The organism is uncultured Novosphingobium sp., assembly GCF_964277725.1.
Taxonomy (GTDB): domain Bacteria; phylum Pseudomonadota; class Alphaproteobacteria; order Sphingomonadales; family Sphingomonadaceae; genus Novosphingobium; species Novosphingobium fluoreni.
Genome location: NZ_CAXYKL010000039.1, coordinates 1 through 15224 on the forward strand (window position 1 = coordinate 1; position 15224 = coordinate 15224).

The following is a 15224-nucleotide window of genomic DNA, read 5'->3' on the forward strand; positions in this document are numbered from 1 at the left end:
GGGCGCTTGCGATCGGCCTCCACCGCCGCCCAGGTCTGGATCGCGGCCGTGGCCTTGGTGTTCGCCAGCAGGAACAAGTTGCACCCGGACCAGCCGCCGTCCGCCAGCCTGAGGTAAGTGCGGCGCGTGCCGGGCAAAGCGCGCTCCACCGCGGTGCGATGCGCCAGCAGCACCGCCACGTCCGCATCCGCAGGCGTATCGGCCAGAAAATCGCGCACCCATTCGGGTTGCAGCAGCGCATGGTCTGCGGTGGTCACCAGCATCGGCGCGCCCAATGTGGCGAAGGCGGTGGCGACGCTGGCGCTGGGCCCGCTGGCGGTGGGCAGCACGATGCAGCCCAGCCGGGTCGCCAGCGCAACCACCTCAGGCTCGTTCGCGCTGACGGCGATCTGGGCGATACCCGCATGGCGCAGCGCGTCCACCACGCGCGCCAGCATCGGCTCTCCCGCGATCGGCACCAGCGCCTTGTGGGCAACACCTTCGGCTTCGGCGACGGGATCGCGCGCGCCGGGTCGCGATCCGGCAAGCACCAGGGCGCTGATGGGTGCGGCGGCAGACATGGCTCAGCCCGCTGCCTTCTTCGCGCGCCACACCTGCCACAGCACGCCGGGTGCGGCGAGCACCGGATGCTTCTCACGCCAGGGTGTCAGGTGAACGGCGATGCCGGTGTGCCGCTCCACCTTCCACGCGCCATAGCGAGCCGCACCCTCGAACGTGGTGGAGGCTCGCACCAGCCGCACCAGATTGTAGAATTTGCCCAGCCGTTGCCGCTTGCGCCACCAGCGCAGCAGGGCGGCGCGGCGCGATGGGGCAAGCTCGGGGCGGATCGTACCATCGGGCAGGCGGGTGAAGGCGATGCCCTCCGCCGCCAGCGCAAGTGGCAGCAGTCCATCGAAATGCTCGCGATTGGCGGCCAGGATCGAATCTTCGCGCCCACTTTTCTCCACGCGGAATTCGGCGGCGTAGGTCGCGCGGAACAAGGCGCGCCAGTAGCTGTCCGGCGTGCCCGCGTCTGGCCCCAGGGCGACGGCCAGCCGCGCGGCAGTGCGCGCGGCGTGCGCCACCGCGTCCCGCGTGGCTTGCGCGGCCCCTTCGTTGCGGCACCACACCAAGCCGGAGGGCTGCACGAAGCGCGCCCAGATCGTGGTGTCTATCAGCTGCCCGGCGGCGGCGGCGGAAAAGGTCGCCAGCGTCATCGTCGCCACTTTCGCCCGAAGGGTCACGCCCTGATGGTCCCATTCGTGATAGCTGACGCGCGGCCAGATCCCGCGCTCGATCGGGCCGGACGTCAGCACGTAGAAATCGAGGACGCCTTCCAGCAGCATCGTGCGCAAGTTGGAGCCGTAGAACAGCACCGAAAGCACGTCTGTTCCGGCAAGTCTCTCGGCGAAAGCGGCCACTTCGGGCATCACCGGCCGCGCCAGTGCGCTGGCGGTCCGCCCGGTCAACGTGTCGGTCATGGCACCACGAAAGTCAGCGCCGGCCCTTCCTGAAGGACATAATGCCCCGCCGGGAACGCCTCTCCATCCAGGATGAAAGCGCCGCCCAGATCGAAGTCGATCGGCCCTGTGGCGACCCGGTGCGCACCGGCGCGTTGCATGAAACGGGGCAGCAGGCCCAGCAGCATCACCGGCAGCATCAGCAGCAGCCACCGCACCGGCGCGTCCAGCACCGCCAGCTTCAGGCCCGCCGGTGGGTTGGGGCCGAACGGGCGCAGGCCCAGCGGAAACTTCTCGAACGTGGTGGCGATCGCCATGAACCGCTCGTCCGGAGCGCCTGGCCCGCGCCGGGGCAGTTCGCGCCCGGACACCAAATTGCGCAGGCGCATCCGCGTGCTGGAACGCCAGGTGTTGCCCGCTTTCCCGAACACGATCTGCAGGATGCACCAGGCGATGGTAAGGCCGACGGCGAAGCTGTTGAAGGCGCCGCGCCGATGCGCGGCCTGCCCGGCCTCGGTGCCGATGGTGAACACGCCCGAACCCAGAAAGAAGCCCAGGACACCGGCGCCGCGATCTTCCTGGCCCTTGGCGGTGATCCGCATCGGCCGACGCAGCACCACCTCGCCCTGACGCGCAGCGACCAGCGCCTCGGCCAGGCTCCAGTGGTTGGGCAGCCCCAGATCGACGGCCAGGGCGTTGGTCTTGCCCTTGGGCAAAACGATCAGCGAGGGCCAGTTATCGCCGAAGATCGGCGCGCCGCAGGTCAGCACATCGCGCACGGTGCCGTCCCCGCCATCGATCGCCAGGTAATCGATCCCCCGCTCGGCAAATTCGCGCAGACTGTCGGACAGCGCTTCGCGGCTGTGGGGCGTCTCGGTCAGGATGTTGGAGCAATCGGCCAGTTCCGCCGGGCTGCCCACGTTGCGATGGCTGCGCGGATTGCGCACGATGCCCACCAGCGGCACCGCCCGGCCTTGCGGCACATAGCGCGTCACCGCGTGGCTCGCGTCGCCGCGCCCGTAGCCGCCGCCGAGCGGCTCGAATTCGTAGATCGTTCCGTGCACAATCCGCCCTACGTAAGGAGAGTGGCGCTGGAAATCACCCTATTTCCGCTGCGGACATCCCGATGTTACAGTTCGGTGGCATTCGGGATCGGGCTGATCCGCCCCGGCATTGCCCGAGGCCAGGCGCTGCACTAGGGCTGCGGCAATGGTCGCATCGCAAATCACTCCGGCTTTCCAGATCATCGGCAGCAATTCCACGCGCCTGTGGGGCATGGACGTGGCCGAGCGTACACGCAGGATCGCCACCGCCGCTGGCCTTTCGCCGCGACAGGGGGGCGATGCGCCCGCGCTGCTGGTGAACGCTGCCTTTGCATTCGATCCGCCCTGGCTGCGCCATATCGCCGCGCATCCGGGCCTGGTGCTGACGCTGGGCGGCGTGCCGGTGCTGGCCCACGCCATCGCCGCGCAAGATGCGCAGGCCGTGGCGGACGCGATGGCCCGGCAACGCCGCCTTGATTCGCACGGCGCGCTACAAATCCTCGCCTTCGAGGATGGCCCGACGATCGAGAACAAAGCGCTGCGCAAGCGTGAGACGCCGTTCGTCACGCCGCTGCGGCCGGACACCGTGCGCACGATCGAGCGGGCAAGCTACTTCGGCGCCTACAAGGGCGTCACCGATATCCTGACCAAGTACCTGTGGCCCGAATGGGCGCTGGTGCTGACCCGCATCTGCGCGCGCATTGGGCTGACGCCCAACATGGTGACGACGATCGGCGCGGTGCTGTGCGTGCTGGCCACCTGGTGCTTTGCCGAAGGGCGCTACTGGTTGGGCATGGCGCTGGGCCTGGGCTTCATGGTGCTGGATACCGTGGACGGCAAGCTGGCGCGGTGCACCATCACCTCGTCCGCATGGGGCAATGTGTTCGATCATGGCATGGACCTGGTGCATCCGCCGTTCTGGTGGTGGTTCTGGGCCACGGGGCTGGTCCACTGGGGCCTGGCCTACGATACCGAGACCTTCTGGTGGGTGCAGGGTGTGATCCAGCTGGGCTACTGGGTGCAGCGCGCGATCGAGGGCGTGTTCATGCGCCAGAACGGGCAGATGCACATCCACGTCTGGCGGCGGTTCGACAGCAAGTTTCGCCTGATCACCGCCCGCCGCAATCCCAACATGGTGATCCTGTTCATCGCGACGGCCCTCGGCAGGCCGGACGTGGGCCTGATCCTGGTCGCGTGGTGGACGGCGATCTCCTGCCTCGTCCATGGCATACGGCTGGTGCAGGCGTGGATCGTGCGATCCCGTGGCGAGCCGATCACCAGCTGGCTATCCGATGAAGGATCGATCCAACGATGAACGAGACGATCCGCAAGTTCGGCTACCCGGCTACGCTGGTGGCCGAACACGATCACTGGGTCGTCCTGCTGCGCCCCGCACAGCCGACGCTGGGCAGCCTGGTGCTGGCCGCCAAGTCTGACGTCACCGCGTTCGGCGACCTGCCGGCACGGGCTCATGCCGAACTGAAAGTGGTCACCAGCGCGATCGAGACGGCGCTGCGCGGTTTTGTCGACTATGCCAAGCTCAATTACCTGATGCTGATGATGGTCGATCCGCACGTCCACTTTCACGTGATCCCCCGTTACGAAGGGTCGCGCGAGTGGCAGGGAAAGCAGTTTCCCGATGCCGGCTGGCCCAAGGTGCCAGACCTCTCCGCCGCCGTGGCGTTGAGCGAGGATGACATCGCCGATCTGGTACGGCAGCTGCAAGCCGCCTGAGAACGACTGTCCGAACAGGCCCCCCATGCGCACCATCGGGTTTTCCCTCATCGGCGGCAGCCACCAGTTTCTCCATGGCCTTCCCGTCGCTGCCGCCCTGTCTCGGCGCTCAGGTGTCGTGGTGGAGGTTTTCGTCGTTTCCGACGCCGATGCGGACACAGCGCGCGAGATGCTCAACGCCTTCGGCTCGGGCGCGGTCGAGGTTATCGTTTTACGGCTCCCGCGTTTGGTGGAGCGGGCGGCCCGGCGGGAAGGCGCGGCGGCACCGCTGAAGACGCTGCGGCTCGCGTGGTGGAGCAGGCGCCTGCGCCGCTGCACCACGATCGTGGCGTTGGAGCGGACGTCAGCGCTTTTGGCCCGCTTGCCCGGCCACTGTCCCCCCTTGATACAAATACCGCACGGCGTCGGCGGGGCGCGTCGTGCCGGGGGGAACGGCGTTGACGGTCGTTTTTCCGCGTTCGATCTGGCCCTCGTCGCGGGAGAAGCGGATCGTCGCAGCACGATCGACGCGGGGCTGCTTCCGGCGGAGCGGGTGCAGGTGGTTGGCCCGATCAAGCTTTCGGGGCTCAACCGGCTGGGCCTGCTGCAGCGGAAACGGCTTTTCGCCAATGCGCGCCCGACAATTCTCTACAATCCGCATTTTCATCCTCGCCGGGGAAGCTGGGAGCAGTTCGGCCGCGCGCTGATCGATGCGCTCGGCCAGGATCGCGCCTTCAACCTTATCGTCGCCCCGCATGTTCGGTTGTTTGCCGATGCGTCCGCGAGCGAGCGGGAAGCGCTGGAGGCGCTGGGCGATCCGGACTGGCTGATCATCGACACGGGCTCCAGCCGTTCGATGGACATGACCTACACCCTGGGCGCGGACATCTATCTGGGGGACTTCAGCAGCCAGCTATACGAATGGCTGATCTTCCCGCGGCCTTGCGTATTCATCGACCAGGTGGGCGATGGTGGTGCGGCGGATACGAAGCTGCCCGAAATGTGGAGCATGGGCGAAACGGTAACATCGTTCCCCGACTTGCTGCCGGCGCTGTCTAAAGCCAGTGCCTGTCACTCTGACTATCGCAATCACCAGTCCGCGCTGATGCACGATGCTGTAGGTGATTTCCGCGAGCTTGCGGACGAAGTTGCAGCAGATGCCATCGTCGCTTTTTTGGAGGCCCGGCAGCTTTAGCCCGGTGCCGTGAGAGGCCGGGTTGCTGTCAGCCCGCCGCCGCCCAGCGGTCGGTCAAGGCCGTCGCGATCTCGATGTCGTTCAGGAAGTCCACCTCGGCCCACTCCTGCCCTTCGATCGATACGGTGCCGACCTTGCCGGTAGGGGCGATGCTGTCGATCACCTTGAGGTACCAGTGCTGCACCCCTTCCGGCGTGCGCATCGCCTGGCGCACCGTTTCGCGGAACAGGTTTACGCCCTCGCCGCGAAACGCCAGGAAGCCGATCGACTCCGCATTGGATTGCGCCGCCGTCAGCGTCTTGCCGATGTGGACCAGCTTGTCGCCCACCCGCTCCACCTTCATGTCGTCGCTGTCGTAGGCGGGCTTCACGTCCACCGTCACGGTGATGGGCCAGCCGTCGTCCTGTGGATGATCGGCCTGCTGCACCGTGCGCACCAGCTCTTCAGAAACCAGCGTGTCGCCGTTGAGGATCAGGAAATCGCCCTGCATCTGCTCCCGCACGATCCAGCATGATCCCAGGTTGTCCGCCACTTTGTAGAACGGGTTGAAGCGGGTGGTGATGGTGACGCGGGGATCGTCGATGCCCGCCACCACCGCGTCCACCATGTCGGTCATGAAGCCGGTGACGACATCAATGTGCTTCACGCCGCCGCGCGCCAGCATTTCGATCTGCCATTCGATCAGGGTTCGGCCAGAAAAGTCGATCAGGCACTTGGGCCGCTCGGCGGTCAGCGGCAGCATGCGCGAGCCTTGCCCGGCGCTCAGGAGGATAGCGTGTTCGATCATGGCAGCCCTCTAGCCGTCTGCCGCCAACCTTGCCAGCACTCCCCGAATGGCGCAAAGGACCGGCAATGCCTGCCGACCGCGACAAGCCTAGCTCTCCCCTTGCGCGGATCCTGGCCAACACGGCCTGGCTGATGGGCGGCAAGGGTTTCGGCGCGATCTGCAGCATCGTCTATCTGGCGATCCTGACGCGGACACTGGGCCTCAAGGGTTTCGGGCACTTTTCGCTGATTTTCGGCACGGCGCAGGCGCTGATTGCGATCGCCGGGTTCCAGACTTGGCGCGTGGTCGTGCGTTATGGCGCGGCGCATATTCATGACAAGCAATGGGCGGCGTTCGGGCGATTGGGAATGTTCGCCGGCGTGCTTGACGCCATGGGCGCGGCGCTGGGCTGCGTGATCGCGGCGGTGGTGTTCTTCGCCTTCGCCCACCTGCTGGACCTGAACGAATCCTACATCGTGCCCGGCTTCCTGTTCTGCTGCGCGCAATTGTGGGCGCTGGTTTCCGCGCCTACCGGGATCGTGCGGGCGCTCAACAAGTTTCAGATGGCGGTCTATGTCGAGGCGGTGGTGCCGCTGGGCCGGCTGGTCGGCGCGGTGGCGGTATGGCTGCTGGCGCCCAGCGTCGGCTGGTTCCTGTTCGTTTGGGCGCTGGTCGATCTGCTGGAGGCCGCGCTCTACTGGATGATGGCGCGCCGGCTCGCGCCCGAAAGCGTCCAGTGGCGTTACCTGAAGGACTACCGCCGCACGCTGGAGGAGAACCCGGGCCTCTGGCATTTTTTCTGGGTGACCTTTGCCGGTTCCACGATCGATGCCTTGACCAAGAATGGCCCATTGCTCGTCGTCGGCGGGGTGATCGGCACGCGCGCGGCGGGCTTGTATCGCTTGGCCAGCCAGCTTTCGCAGGCGCTCAGCAAGTTTTCGACGATGCTGACCCGCTCCGTCTATGCCGAGGTTTCGCGAATGCGCGTGGCGTCCACCATGCAGGAGTTCCGGCGGCTGGCGGTGCAGACCAGCCTGATCGCGGGCGCGGGCGGAATCGTCGTGGTGCTGGTGGCGCTGCTGGCCGGGCGCTGGCTGCTTGGCCTGATCGGCGGTGAGGATTTCGAAGGCGGTGCGGCGATCCTGGTCCCGCTGGCGATCGCGGCCAGCTTCGATCTGGCCAGCGTGGCGTTCGAGCCGGTGCTGCACTCCACCGGCAAGGCGCAGCATTCGTTGACCGCGCGGTTGATCGGATTGGCGGTGATGGCGGTGGCGGTGGGCACGCTCCTGCACTTCGGCGCGATCGGCGCGGCCTGGGGCGTCGCCATCGGCTCGGCTGCGCTCTACGTGGTGATGGGGGCGATGGCATTTGCCACTTTGCGCAAGCTGCAGGGCGAAGAGCCGCTGCAACCCGCGCCGCAGCAAGGCGCCTGATCAACCTCGACAGGTTCGCCCCGGCGGGTACACTGGGGCGATGACTGCCACTCTCATCGCCGACGCCCACGGGCTGGCGGATCGCATCACCGGCTTGCGCCGGGCGATCCACGCCGAGCCCGAAATCGGGCTGCACACCCCCAAGACTCGGGACAAGATCCGCACCGCGCTGGCCCATCTGCCGCTGGAATGGCGCGAAGGGCCATCCACCACAGGCCTTGTCGCCACGTTGAAGGGCGCGGATACCGGCCGCGCCGTGCTGTTGCGCGGGGACATGGATGCGCTGCCGATGCCGGAGGAAACCGGGCTGGACTTCGCCTCCACCATCCCCGGCGTGATGCATGCTTGTGGGCATGATGCGCACGTCGCGATGCTGGCGGGCGCGGCGGAGCTGTTGTGCGCCAGGGCCGCCACGCTGCAGGGCGAAGTGCGCTTCATGTTCCAGCCGGGCGAGGAGGGGCATCACGGCGCGCGCTTTATGCTGGACGATGGCTTGCTGGGCGGCGGAGCGGACGGCGTGCCGTTGCCGGACGCGGCCTTTGCGCTGCATGTTATGCCCAATGCGCCGCATGGACTGTTCGGCGGCCGCGCGGGCGCGTTGCTGGCATCGGCGGACCAGATCGAGATCACGGTGACGGGGCGGGGCGGCCATGCCTCTATGCCCCACGCCACGCTCGATCCGATGCCGATCGCGTGCGAGATCGTGACCGCGCTGCAAGCCATGGTGACGCGCAAGTTCAGCGTGTTCGATCCCGTGGTCGTCACCATCGCCAAGATCGAGTGTGGCACCGCGCACAACGTCATCGCCGATACCGCGCGGCTGACGGGCACGATGCGCTCGCTCTCGCCCGCCAACCGCGCGAAGCTGCGCGCGGAAGTGGAGCGGCTCGCCACCGGGATCGCCACCGCCCATGGCCTCAGCGCCGAGTTGACGATTCACGAGGGCTTCCCGGTGACCCAATGCGATCCGTCCGCGGTCGATTTCGGCGAGCGAGTGACGCAGGACCTGTTCGGGCCGGGCGGCTTCTTGCGCTTGCCCGATCCGATCATGGGTGCGGAAGACTTCGCCTATGTGTTAGAGAAAGTGCCCGGCGCGATGTTCTTCCTGGGTGTCAGCCATGAGGGCGAGGATTGGCAGCACTGCTGCGGCATCCACTCCACTCGTATGCAAGTGGACGAAAGCACCATGCCGCGCGGTGCGGCCCTGCTGGCGGGACTGGCCGAGCGCTTCCTGGCGGAGGGGTTCTAGCTCCCCGGCGCTCACCGTGATTTCGCGGTAGCGGTTACGCGCGCACGTCCGCCCAGTCGGGATGGCGGCGGAAGGCGACTTCTACGTAACTGCACATCGGCTCGATCTTGAAGCCGTTCTCACGCGCGTCGGCCACCAGGGCCTCGACCAGCCGGGCCGCCACGCCGCGTCCGCCGATCTCGGGCGGGACCAGGGTGTGATCGGCGATGTGAACGCCATCGCGCTCCACCCACGTCAGGCGGCCGATCGCATCGCTGTCGGCCAGGTGCGCCTGGTATTCGCCCGCGCCGCCGCGATCGTGCTTTGTGATGGTGATGCCGACCATGGTAAGCTCCTTGTTCGCGGCGGGTTGTCCTCCGGGAGGCGGAGGACTGAGGCGGGGGACTTGACGCGCCGACCGTCCGGTAACAGGCGACATGGCCATGCAGTTCCTCTCCGACAATGCCGCTGCCGTCCACCCCGCGATCTGGAGCGCGATGCTGGCGGCTGACGCGCCCGATTCGCCTTATGACGGCGATGCCATCAGCCAGGAACTGGATGCCGCGCTCTCGGCGCTGTTCGGGCGTGAGTGCGTGGCCTTGTGGGTGGCGACGGGCACGGCGGCGAACTGCCTGGCGCTCAGCACGATGGTGCCACCCCATGGCGGCGTGATCTGCCATCGCGAGGCACATATCGAAATGGACGAAGGCGGCGCGCCGGGCTTCTACCTGCATGGCGCGAAGCTTATGCTGGCGGATGGACCCGATGCGAAGCTGACGCCGCAAGCCATAGCAGCGGTGATCGATCCGATCCGCGCCGACGTCCACCAAGTGCAGCCGCATGCGATCTCGATCACGCAGGCCAGCGAATATGGCTGCGTCTATCGGCCTGCGGAGATCGATTCGCTGGCGGCATTCGCCCAAGAGCGGGGCCTTCGCCTGCACATGGACGGGGCGCGTTTCGGCAATGCCGTCGCGCATCTGGGCTGCACCCCCGGCGAGGTGACGCGCGGCGTCGATGCCTTGAGCTTCGGCTTCGTCAAGAACGGAGGGCTGGGCGCGGAGGCGATCGTGTTCTTCGATCCCGCGCTGGCCGATGTCGCGCGCTATCGGCGCAAGCGGGCAGGGCACCTGCAATCGAAGGGGCGCTTCCTCGCCGCGCAGATCATGGCGATGCTGGAGGGTGACTTGTGGCTGCACAACGCCCGCGCCGCCAACGCCGCCGCGGCGCAGATCGCCGCCGCCGCCGCCGGTCGGCTGCTCCATCCTGTGGAGGCCAACGAGGTGTTCCTCACTCTCTCGGCTCGGGAAAGCGCGCAATTGCGGGCGCAGGGCTTCTCGTTCTACGACTGGGGCGTGGATGGCGCGCGCCTCGTCACCTCCTGGAATGCGGATGAGGGCCACGTCAGCGCGCTGACCCAGGCGATCGCCGCGCTATGACCGCGATGGCAGAGGGGCATCCGCCCCCACACGCGCTGCTGCGGCCCGGCATCGCGATCCCGTTCCTGATCGTGGCGCTGATCTGGGGATCGACGTGGTTCGTGATCCTGGGCCAGAATGACGCCGCCCCGGCCAGCTGGTCGATCACTTGGCGGTTCCTGATCGCGACTCCGGCGATGTTCGCGGTGGCGGCGGCGATGCGGCGGCCGCTGCGGCTGAACGCAGCGGGCCATCGTCTGGCGGTGCTGGTGGGTGTCACCCAGTTCTGCGGCAATTACAACTTCGTCTATCGCGCGGAGGAGTACCTGACGTCCGGCATCGTCGCGGTGATGATCGGGCTGCTGCTGGTGCCCAATACGATCCTGGCCCGCGTGGTGCTGGGCCAGGTCATCACGCGCCGCTTCGCCATCGGCAGCGCCATCGCCATCGCCGGCATCGGCCTTTTGCTGCTGCACGAGGCGCGGATGGCACCGCTGGGCGGTCAGGTCTGGCTGGGCGTGCTGCTGGCGCTCGCCGCGATGCTGTGCGCCTCGATCTCCAACGTCATGCAGGCGAACGAGACGGGCAAGAGCCTGCCTACCGTCAGCCTGCTGGCCTGGGCGATGCTGTATGGCACGGCTTGCGACGCGGTGCTGGCCTGGCTTATCGCCGGGCCGCCGGTCCTGCCGACGAGCGCGGCCTACTGGTGGGGCACGGCCTATCTGGCGATCGCGGGGTCCGTGGTGACGTTCCCGATGTATTACACGCTGATCCGCCAGATCGGCGCCGGCCGCGCGTCCTACAACGGCGTGGTAGTGATCGTGATCGCGATGCTGATCTCCACCCTGTTCGAAAGCTATCGCTGGTCGCTGCTGGCCGGGATCGGCGCACTGCTGGCGCTGGCGGGGCTGGTGGTGGCGCTCAGGGCGCGCAAGCCGCTCACATAGTCGCGATAGCGCGGCTGCCAGCCCAGCACGCGCTTGGCCTTGCCGTTGGCGACGCGGCGGTTCTCGGCATAGAAGCCCCGCGCCATGGGGGAGAGGCGCGCTTCCTCCAGCGTCATCAGCGGGGGCGGGGCGATCCCGAGCAGGCGGCAGGCTTCCTCCACCAAAGCATTTTGGTTGCAGGGCAAGTCGTCCGAGAGGTTGTAGGCCCCCGCAGGCGCATCCAGGCCCGCCACCACGCCGGCGGCGATATCCTCTACATGCGCGCGGCTGAAGACCTGGCCGGCGATCTTGAGACGATGAGCGCGCCCTTCGGCGATGCGGTCGAACACGCTGCGGCCCGGGCCGTAGATGCCGGGCAGGCGAAAGACGCGCGCGCCCCGCGCCAGCCACGCGGCGTCCGCCTGCACCCGTGCCGTGCGGCGGCCACCGCCGGTAGGAGCGCTTTCGTCCACCCAGGCGCCGCCGGTATCGCCGTAGACACCGGTGGAAGAGAGGTAAGACAGCTTCGCGCTTGCCAATGCATCGCCGTAACGGTCCAGCACCGGGTCCAGCCCTTCGCCGCCCGGCGGCACGGAGGATAGCACATGGTCGCTATCGGCCAGTGCCAGGCGCACGTTGCCCTCATCCTCGAACGAGAGCGTGCCCGCGCTGCCGGTGGAGACGATCTCCCACCCCAGCGGTCGCAGGGCCCTGGCGATGAAGCCGGCGGTATAGCCGAAGCCGAAGATGAATATGCGGGGCATGGCGCCGGTCATGGCCTCCGGGCCGGGCCAGGGCAAGGCGGTTTGCTTTGGGTGGCCGTTCGGAGAATTGGGTTCGCGCAGAGCTCGCAGAGGCGCCGAGACAGGAAAAATGGCTGTTCGGCGAAGCCGCTTTTGACTCAAGAGTGACTTATGCTTTGGTGGCGGAGGAAGAGGAAACAGCCTGCGGCGCTGCGCGACTCTTTCTCTGCGCCTCGGCGATCTCTGCGCGAACTCAATACTTTCTGACGCTGCCTCGAGATACGAATCAGCCACGCTGGCAATCGCCTCCCGATGGCTTAAATACCGCCGTATGGACATCGCCAGCAGACCCTCCGAAACGCCCGAAAACCCCCAGACGGCCGATGCCGCGCCCCCGCCGCAGGCACCGCTCATCATCCGGCGCGAGGATTACCTGCCGCCCGCATGGCTGGTACCCGAGATCGCGCTGGACTTCGCGTTGGGTCTTGACGCGACTCATGTCACCGCGAAGCTGAACGTCCGGCGCAACCCGGACGGCAACGGCGCCGGTATCTTGCGGCTCAATGGCGATCAGCTCGCCCCGGTGGCAGTGCGAATCGATGGCCAGGCAGTGGACGACTGGCGCTTGGACGGCCCCGACCTGCTGCTCGACTTGCCCGGCGAAGCGCATCAGGTGACGATCGAAACGCAGCTGAACCCGGCGGCCAACAGCCAGCTGATGGGGCTCTATGCCTCGCACGGCATGTTGTGCACCCAGTGCGAGGCAGAGGGCTTTCGCCGCATCACCTTCTTCCCCGATCGCCCGGACGTGCTCTCCACCTACCGTGTGCGGATGAGCGGCGACAAGGCGGCCTTCCCGATCCTGCTGTCCAACGGCAATTGCGAGGCGACCGGCGAAGGTCCGGACGGCACCCACTGGGCCGAGTGGTACGATCCCTGGCCCAAGCCCTGCTACCTTTTCGCGCTGGTGGCGGGCGATCTTGTGGCCAACCACGATAGCTTCACCACTCGCTCGGGCCGCGAAGTCGCGCTCAATATCTGGGTGCGCAAGGGCGACGAGGGCCGCACGCAGCACGCGATGGATTCGCTCAAGCACTCGTTCCGCTGGGATGAGGAAGCGTTCGGGCGCGAGTATGACCTCGATTTGTTCAACGTCGTCGCCGTGTCCGATTTCAACATGGGCGCGATGGAGAACAAGGGGCTCAACGTCTTCAACACGCGCTATGTGCTGGCTGACCCGGACACCGCCACCGACGGCGACTATGACGCGATCGAGGGCGTGATCGGGCACGAGTATTTCCACAACTGGTCCGGCAACCGCGTGACCTGTCGTGACTGGTTCCAGCTCAGCTTGAAGGAAGGCTTCACCGTCCTGCGTGACCAGATGTTCAGCGCCGACATGGGCAGCCCGGCGGTGAAGCGGATCGAGGATGTGCGCGTGCTGCGCGCGGCGCAGTTCCCGGAGGATTCCGGTCCGCTGGCCCATCCCATCCGCCCCGATTCCTATCAGGAAATCAGCAACTTCTACACCGCGACGGTCTATAACAAGGGCGCCGAGGTGATCCGCATGATGCGCACCATGGCGGGCCCGGAGCGATTCCGCGCCGGCACCGACCTCTACTTTGATCGGCACGATGGCGAGGCTGCCACGTGCGAGGATTTCGTTAAGGCGATCGAGGATGGCGCCAAGCTGGACCTCACCCAGTTCCGGCGTTGGTATTCGCAGGCTGGCACGCCGCAAGTCAGCATCGTCGCCGATCATCGGGATGACACGCTCGTTTTGAATATGACGCAGGTAGTGCCGGCCACCCCCAATCATGGCGGCGAGGGCCAGCCTGAGAAGCAGCCGGTGCCGATCCCGCTCAAGCTCGCCTTATTCGACCGGGAGACCGGCACGCACCAGGGCGAACAGCTGATCGTGCTGGACCAGGCCGAGCAGCGCTTCGTCTTCGAGGGGCATTCGCGCCCGCCGATCGTTTCGATCAACCGTGGCTTCTCCGCCCCGGTCGCCATCGAATTTGAGCGCCCGGCCAAGGATCTGGTGTTCCTGGCGGCCAAGGATGACGATGCCTTCGCCCGGTACGAGGCGATGCAGAGCCTGGTCGTGCGCCACTTGATCGCGGTTGTCAGCGGCTACCTAGACGAACGGGCCAGGAATGCAGAGCGTGGTGCGATCGCGGAGGCGTTCGGGGCAGTGCTGTTCGACCAGACGTTGGACGATCTGATGCGCGGCGAACTGCTGATCCTGCCGGCGGAAGGCTATCTGGCCGAGCAGTTCCTGGTCGCCGATCCCGCCGCCATCCATGCCGAGCGCGAGGCGCTGAAGGCGTGGCTGGGCGATGCGATGAAGGACGATTGGCAGGACCTGCACGATCGGGTCAGTGCCGTGCCTTACTCCCGTGATGCCGCCGCGCGCGGTGCCCGCAAGTTGAAGACCCAGGCGCTGGCGTACCTGGCGGCCGGCGCGCCGGCAGAGGCGAAGACGCGTGCGATCGCGCAGTATCGCAAGGCCGACAACATGACCGACCGGCAGGGCGCGCTGATGGTGCTGGCCGGGCTGGACGGGGCGGAGCGTGAAGAAGCCCTGGCCGATTTCCACGCGCGCTATGCCGGAAACGCGCTTGTCATCGACAAGTGGTTCTCGTTGCAGGCGGGCTCGCTGCACCCCAAGGTGCTGGAGCATGTGCGCCAGCTGGCCGAGCATCCCGATTTCACGATGAACAATCCCAACCGGGTGCGTGCGCTCTACATGGCGTTCGCGGTGAACGCGAAGGGCTTCCACGCGGCGAGCGGGGAGGGGTACAAGATCATCGGGGACCTCATCCGCCGGCTCGATCCGATCAACCCGCAGACCGCCGCGCGCTTCGTGCCGTCGCTCGGCCGCTGGCGCCGGATCGAGCCCAAGCGCGCCGCGCAGATGCGGGCCGAGCTGGAGCGCATCGCCGCCGAACCCTCCCTGTCGCGCGACGTTCTGGAGCAGGTGACGAAAAGCCTTGGTTGATCCTGCTCCAACAGTCGAACCCGGCGCCGTCGAGGTCTTCCGTAGCGATCTGTTGGCAGACGTGCGGCATGGCTTTCTGGGCCGGCATGGCGGTGTCTCCCAAGGCGAGGTGGCTGGGCTGAACGTCGGGATCGGTTCGGGCGACAACCCTGCCCACGTCGCAGAGAATCGCCGCCGCGCGGTGGAGGCGATCGCGCCCGGCACAGGCCTGGTCACCGTCTATCAGGTGCATTCGCCGGACTGCGTGATCGTGGAAGAGCCTTGGCCCGATGATGCCCGCCCGCACGCCGATGCCATGGTAACTGACCGGCCGGGCCTT

General features: G+C 67.0%; 15 protein-coding genes. 9 read left to right on the forward strand and 6 right to left on the reverse strand.

Going from position 1 to position 15224, the window contains the following annotated elements; translation table 11 throughout:
* The 3 genes from ACHWRX_RS02290 to ACHWRX_RS02300 all read right to left on the reverse strand — a co-directional run.
* Nucleotides 1-560, reverse strand: a 560-nt coding sequence (locus tag ACHWRX_RS02290) for a nucleotidyltransferase family protein (protein WP_394657937.1), incomplete at its 3' end; no start/stop codon positions are given.
* Nucleotides 561-563: 3 nt separating this feature from the next.
* Nucleotides 564-1460, reverse strand: coding sequence for a hypothetical protein (locus ACHWRX_RS02295; protein ID WP_394657938.1), 897 nt, complete (start codon nucleotides 1458-1460; stop codon nucleotides 564-566).
* Complete coding sequence (locus ACHWRX_RS02300; protein WP_394657939.1) at nucleotides 1457-2503, reverse strand: diacylglycerol kinase family protein; 1047 nt, start codon at nucleotides 2501-2503, stop codon at nucleotides 1457-1459. Before ACHWRX_RS02300 ends, ACHWRX_RS02295 begins: the two co-directional genes overlap by 4 nt.
* Before the next feature lie 145 nt (nucleotides 2504-2648).
* Here ACHWRX_RS02300 and ACHWRX_RS02305 point away from each other — a divergent pair, with 145 nt between their 5' ends.
* The 3 genes from ACHWRX_RS02305 to ACHWRX_RS02315 are packed head-to-tail and all read left to right on the forward strand — an operon-like array spanning nucleotide 2649 to nucleotide 5390.
* Nucleotides 2649-3797, forward strand: coding sequence for a CDP-alcohol phosphatidyltransferase family protein (locus ACHWRX_RS02305; protein ID WP_394657940.1), 1149 nt, complete (start codon nucleotides 2649-2651; stop codon nucleotides 3795-3797).
* On the forward strand, nucleotides 3794-4216 hold the full coding sequence (locus tag ACHWRX_RS02310) for an HIT family protein (RefSeq protein ID WP_394657941.1): 423 nt from the start codon (nucleotides 3794-3796) through the stop codon (nucleotides 4214-4216). Before ACHWRX_RS02305 ends, ACHWRX_RS02310 begins: the two co-directional genes overlap by 4 nt.
* 25 nt (nucleotides 4217-4241) lie before the next feature.
* On the forward strand, nucleotides 4242-5390 hold the full coding sequence (locus tag ACHWRX_RS02315) for a glycosyl transferase (protein WP_394657942.1): 1149 nt from the start codon (nucleotides 4242-4244) through the stop codon (nucleotides 5388-5390).
* Between the two features lie 28 nt (nucleotides 5391-5418).
* Here ACHWRX_RS02315 and ACHWRX_RS02320 read toward each other — a convergent pair whose 3' ends face one another.
* Complete coding sequence (locus tag ACHWRX_RS02320; protein ID WP_394657943.1) at nucleotides 5419-6177, reverse strand: sugar phosphate nucleotidyltransferase; 759 nt, start codon at nucleotides 6175-6177, stop codon at nucleotides 5419-5421.
* A gap of 65 nt (nucleotides 6178-6242) precedes the next feature.
* Between ACHWRX_RS02320 and ACHWRX_RS02325 the strand changes: the two genes are divergently transcribed.
* Entirely contained in the window at nucleotides 6243-7589 is a 1347-nt protein-coding gene (locus ACHWRX_RS02325; protein ID WP_183615686.1) for a lipopolysaccharide biosynthesis protein, read from the forward strand.
* 40 nt (nucleotides 7590-7629) lie between these two features.
* The gene (locus ACHWRX_RS02330; RefSeq protein WP_394657944.1) at nucleotides 7630-8838 is read left to right on the forward strand and encodes a M20 family metallopeptidase; all 1209 of its coding nucleotides are present in this window, start codon (nucleotides 7630-7632) and stop codon (nucleotides 8836-8838) included.
* A 34-nt stretch (nucleotides 8839-8872) separates the two neighbouring features.
* Here the strand turns inward: ACHWRX_RS02330 and ACHWRX_RS02335 are convergent, their stop codons facing one another.
* Nucleotides 8873-9163 carry a GNAT family N-acetyltransferase gene (locus tag ACHWRX_RS02335; RefSeq protein ID WP_183615688.1) on the reverse strand — a complete coding sequence of 97 codons (291 nt, stop codon included), beginning with the start codon at nucleotides 9161-9163 and terminating at the stop codon, nucleotides 8873-8875.
* A 97-nt stretch (nucleotides 9164-9260) separates the two neighbouring features.
* On the opposite strand from ACHWRX_RS02335, the gene ACHWRX_RS02340 reads away from it, so the two are divergent.
* Both ACHWRX_RS02340 and ACHWRX_RS02345 read left to right on the forward strand, forming a co-directional pair.
* On the forward strand, nucleotides 9261-10256 hold the full coding sequence (locus ACHWRX_RS02340; protein WP_394657948.1) for a threonine aldolase family protein: 996 nt from the start codon (nucleotides 9261-9263) through the stop codon (nucleotides 10254-10256).
* The gene (locus tag ACHWRX_RS02345) at nucleotides 10253-11182 is read left to right on the forward strand and encodes a DMT family transporter (protein WP_153000829.1); all 930 of its coding nucleotides are present in this window, start codon (nucleotides 10253-10255) and stop codon (nucleotides 11180-11182) included. Before ACHWRX_RS02340 ends, ACHWRX_RS02345 begins: the two co-directional genes overlap by 4 nt.
* Here the strand turns inward: ACHWRX_RS02345 and ACHWRX_RS02350 are convergent.
* Complete coding sequence (locus tag ACHWRX_RS02350; RefSeq protein ID WP_394657945.1) at nucleotides 11092-11925, reverse strand: SDR family NAD(P)-dependent oxidoreductase; 834 nt, start codon at nucleotides 11923-11925, stop codon at nucleotides 11092-11094. The genes ACHWRX_RS02345 and ACHWRX_RS02350 overlap by 91 nt on opposite strands.
* Before the next feature lie 310 nt (nucleotides 11926-12235).
* On the opposite strand from ACHWRX_RS02350, the gene pepN reads away from it, so the two are divergent.
* Together pepN and ACHWRX_RS02360 are read left to right on the forward strand one after the other, a co-directional pair.
* Nucleotides 12236-14905, forward strand: coding sequence for an aminopeptidase N (pepN, locus tag ACHWRX_RS02355; protein WP_394657946.1), 2670 nt, complete (start codon nucleotides 12236-12238; stop codon nucleotides 14903-14905).
* The coding region (locus tag ACHWRX_RS02360; protein WP_394657947.1) for a laccase domain-containing protein at nucleotides 14898-15224 on the forward strand (327 nt) is incomplete at its 3' end. The genes pepN and ACHWRX_RS02360, both read left to right, overlap by 8 nt.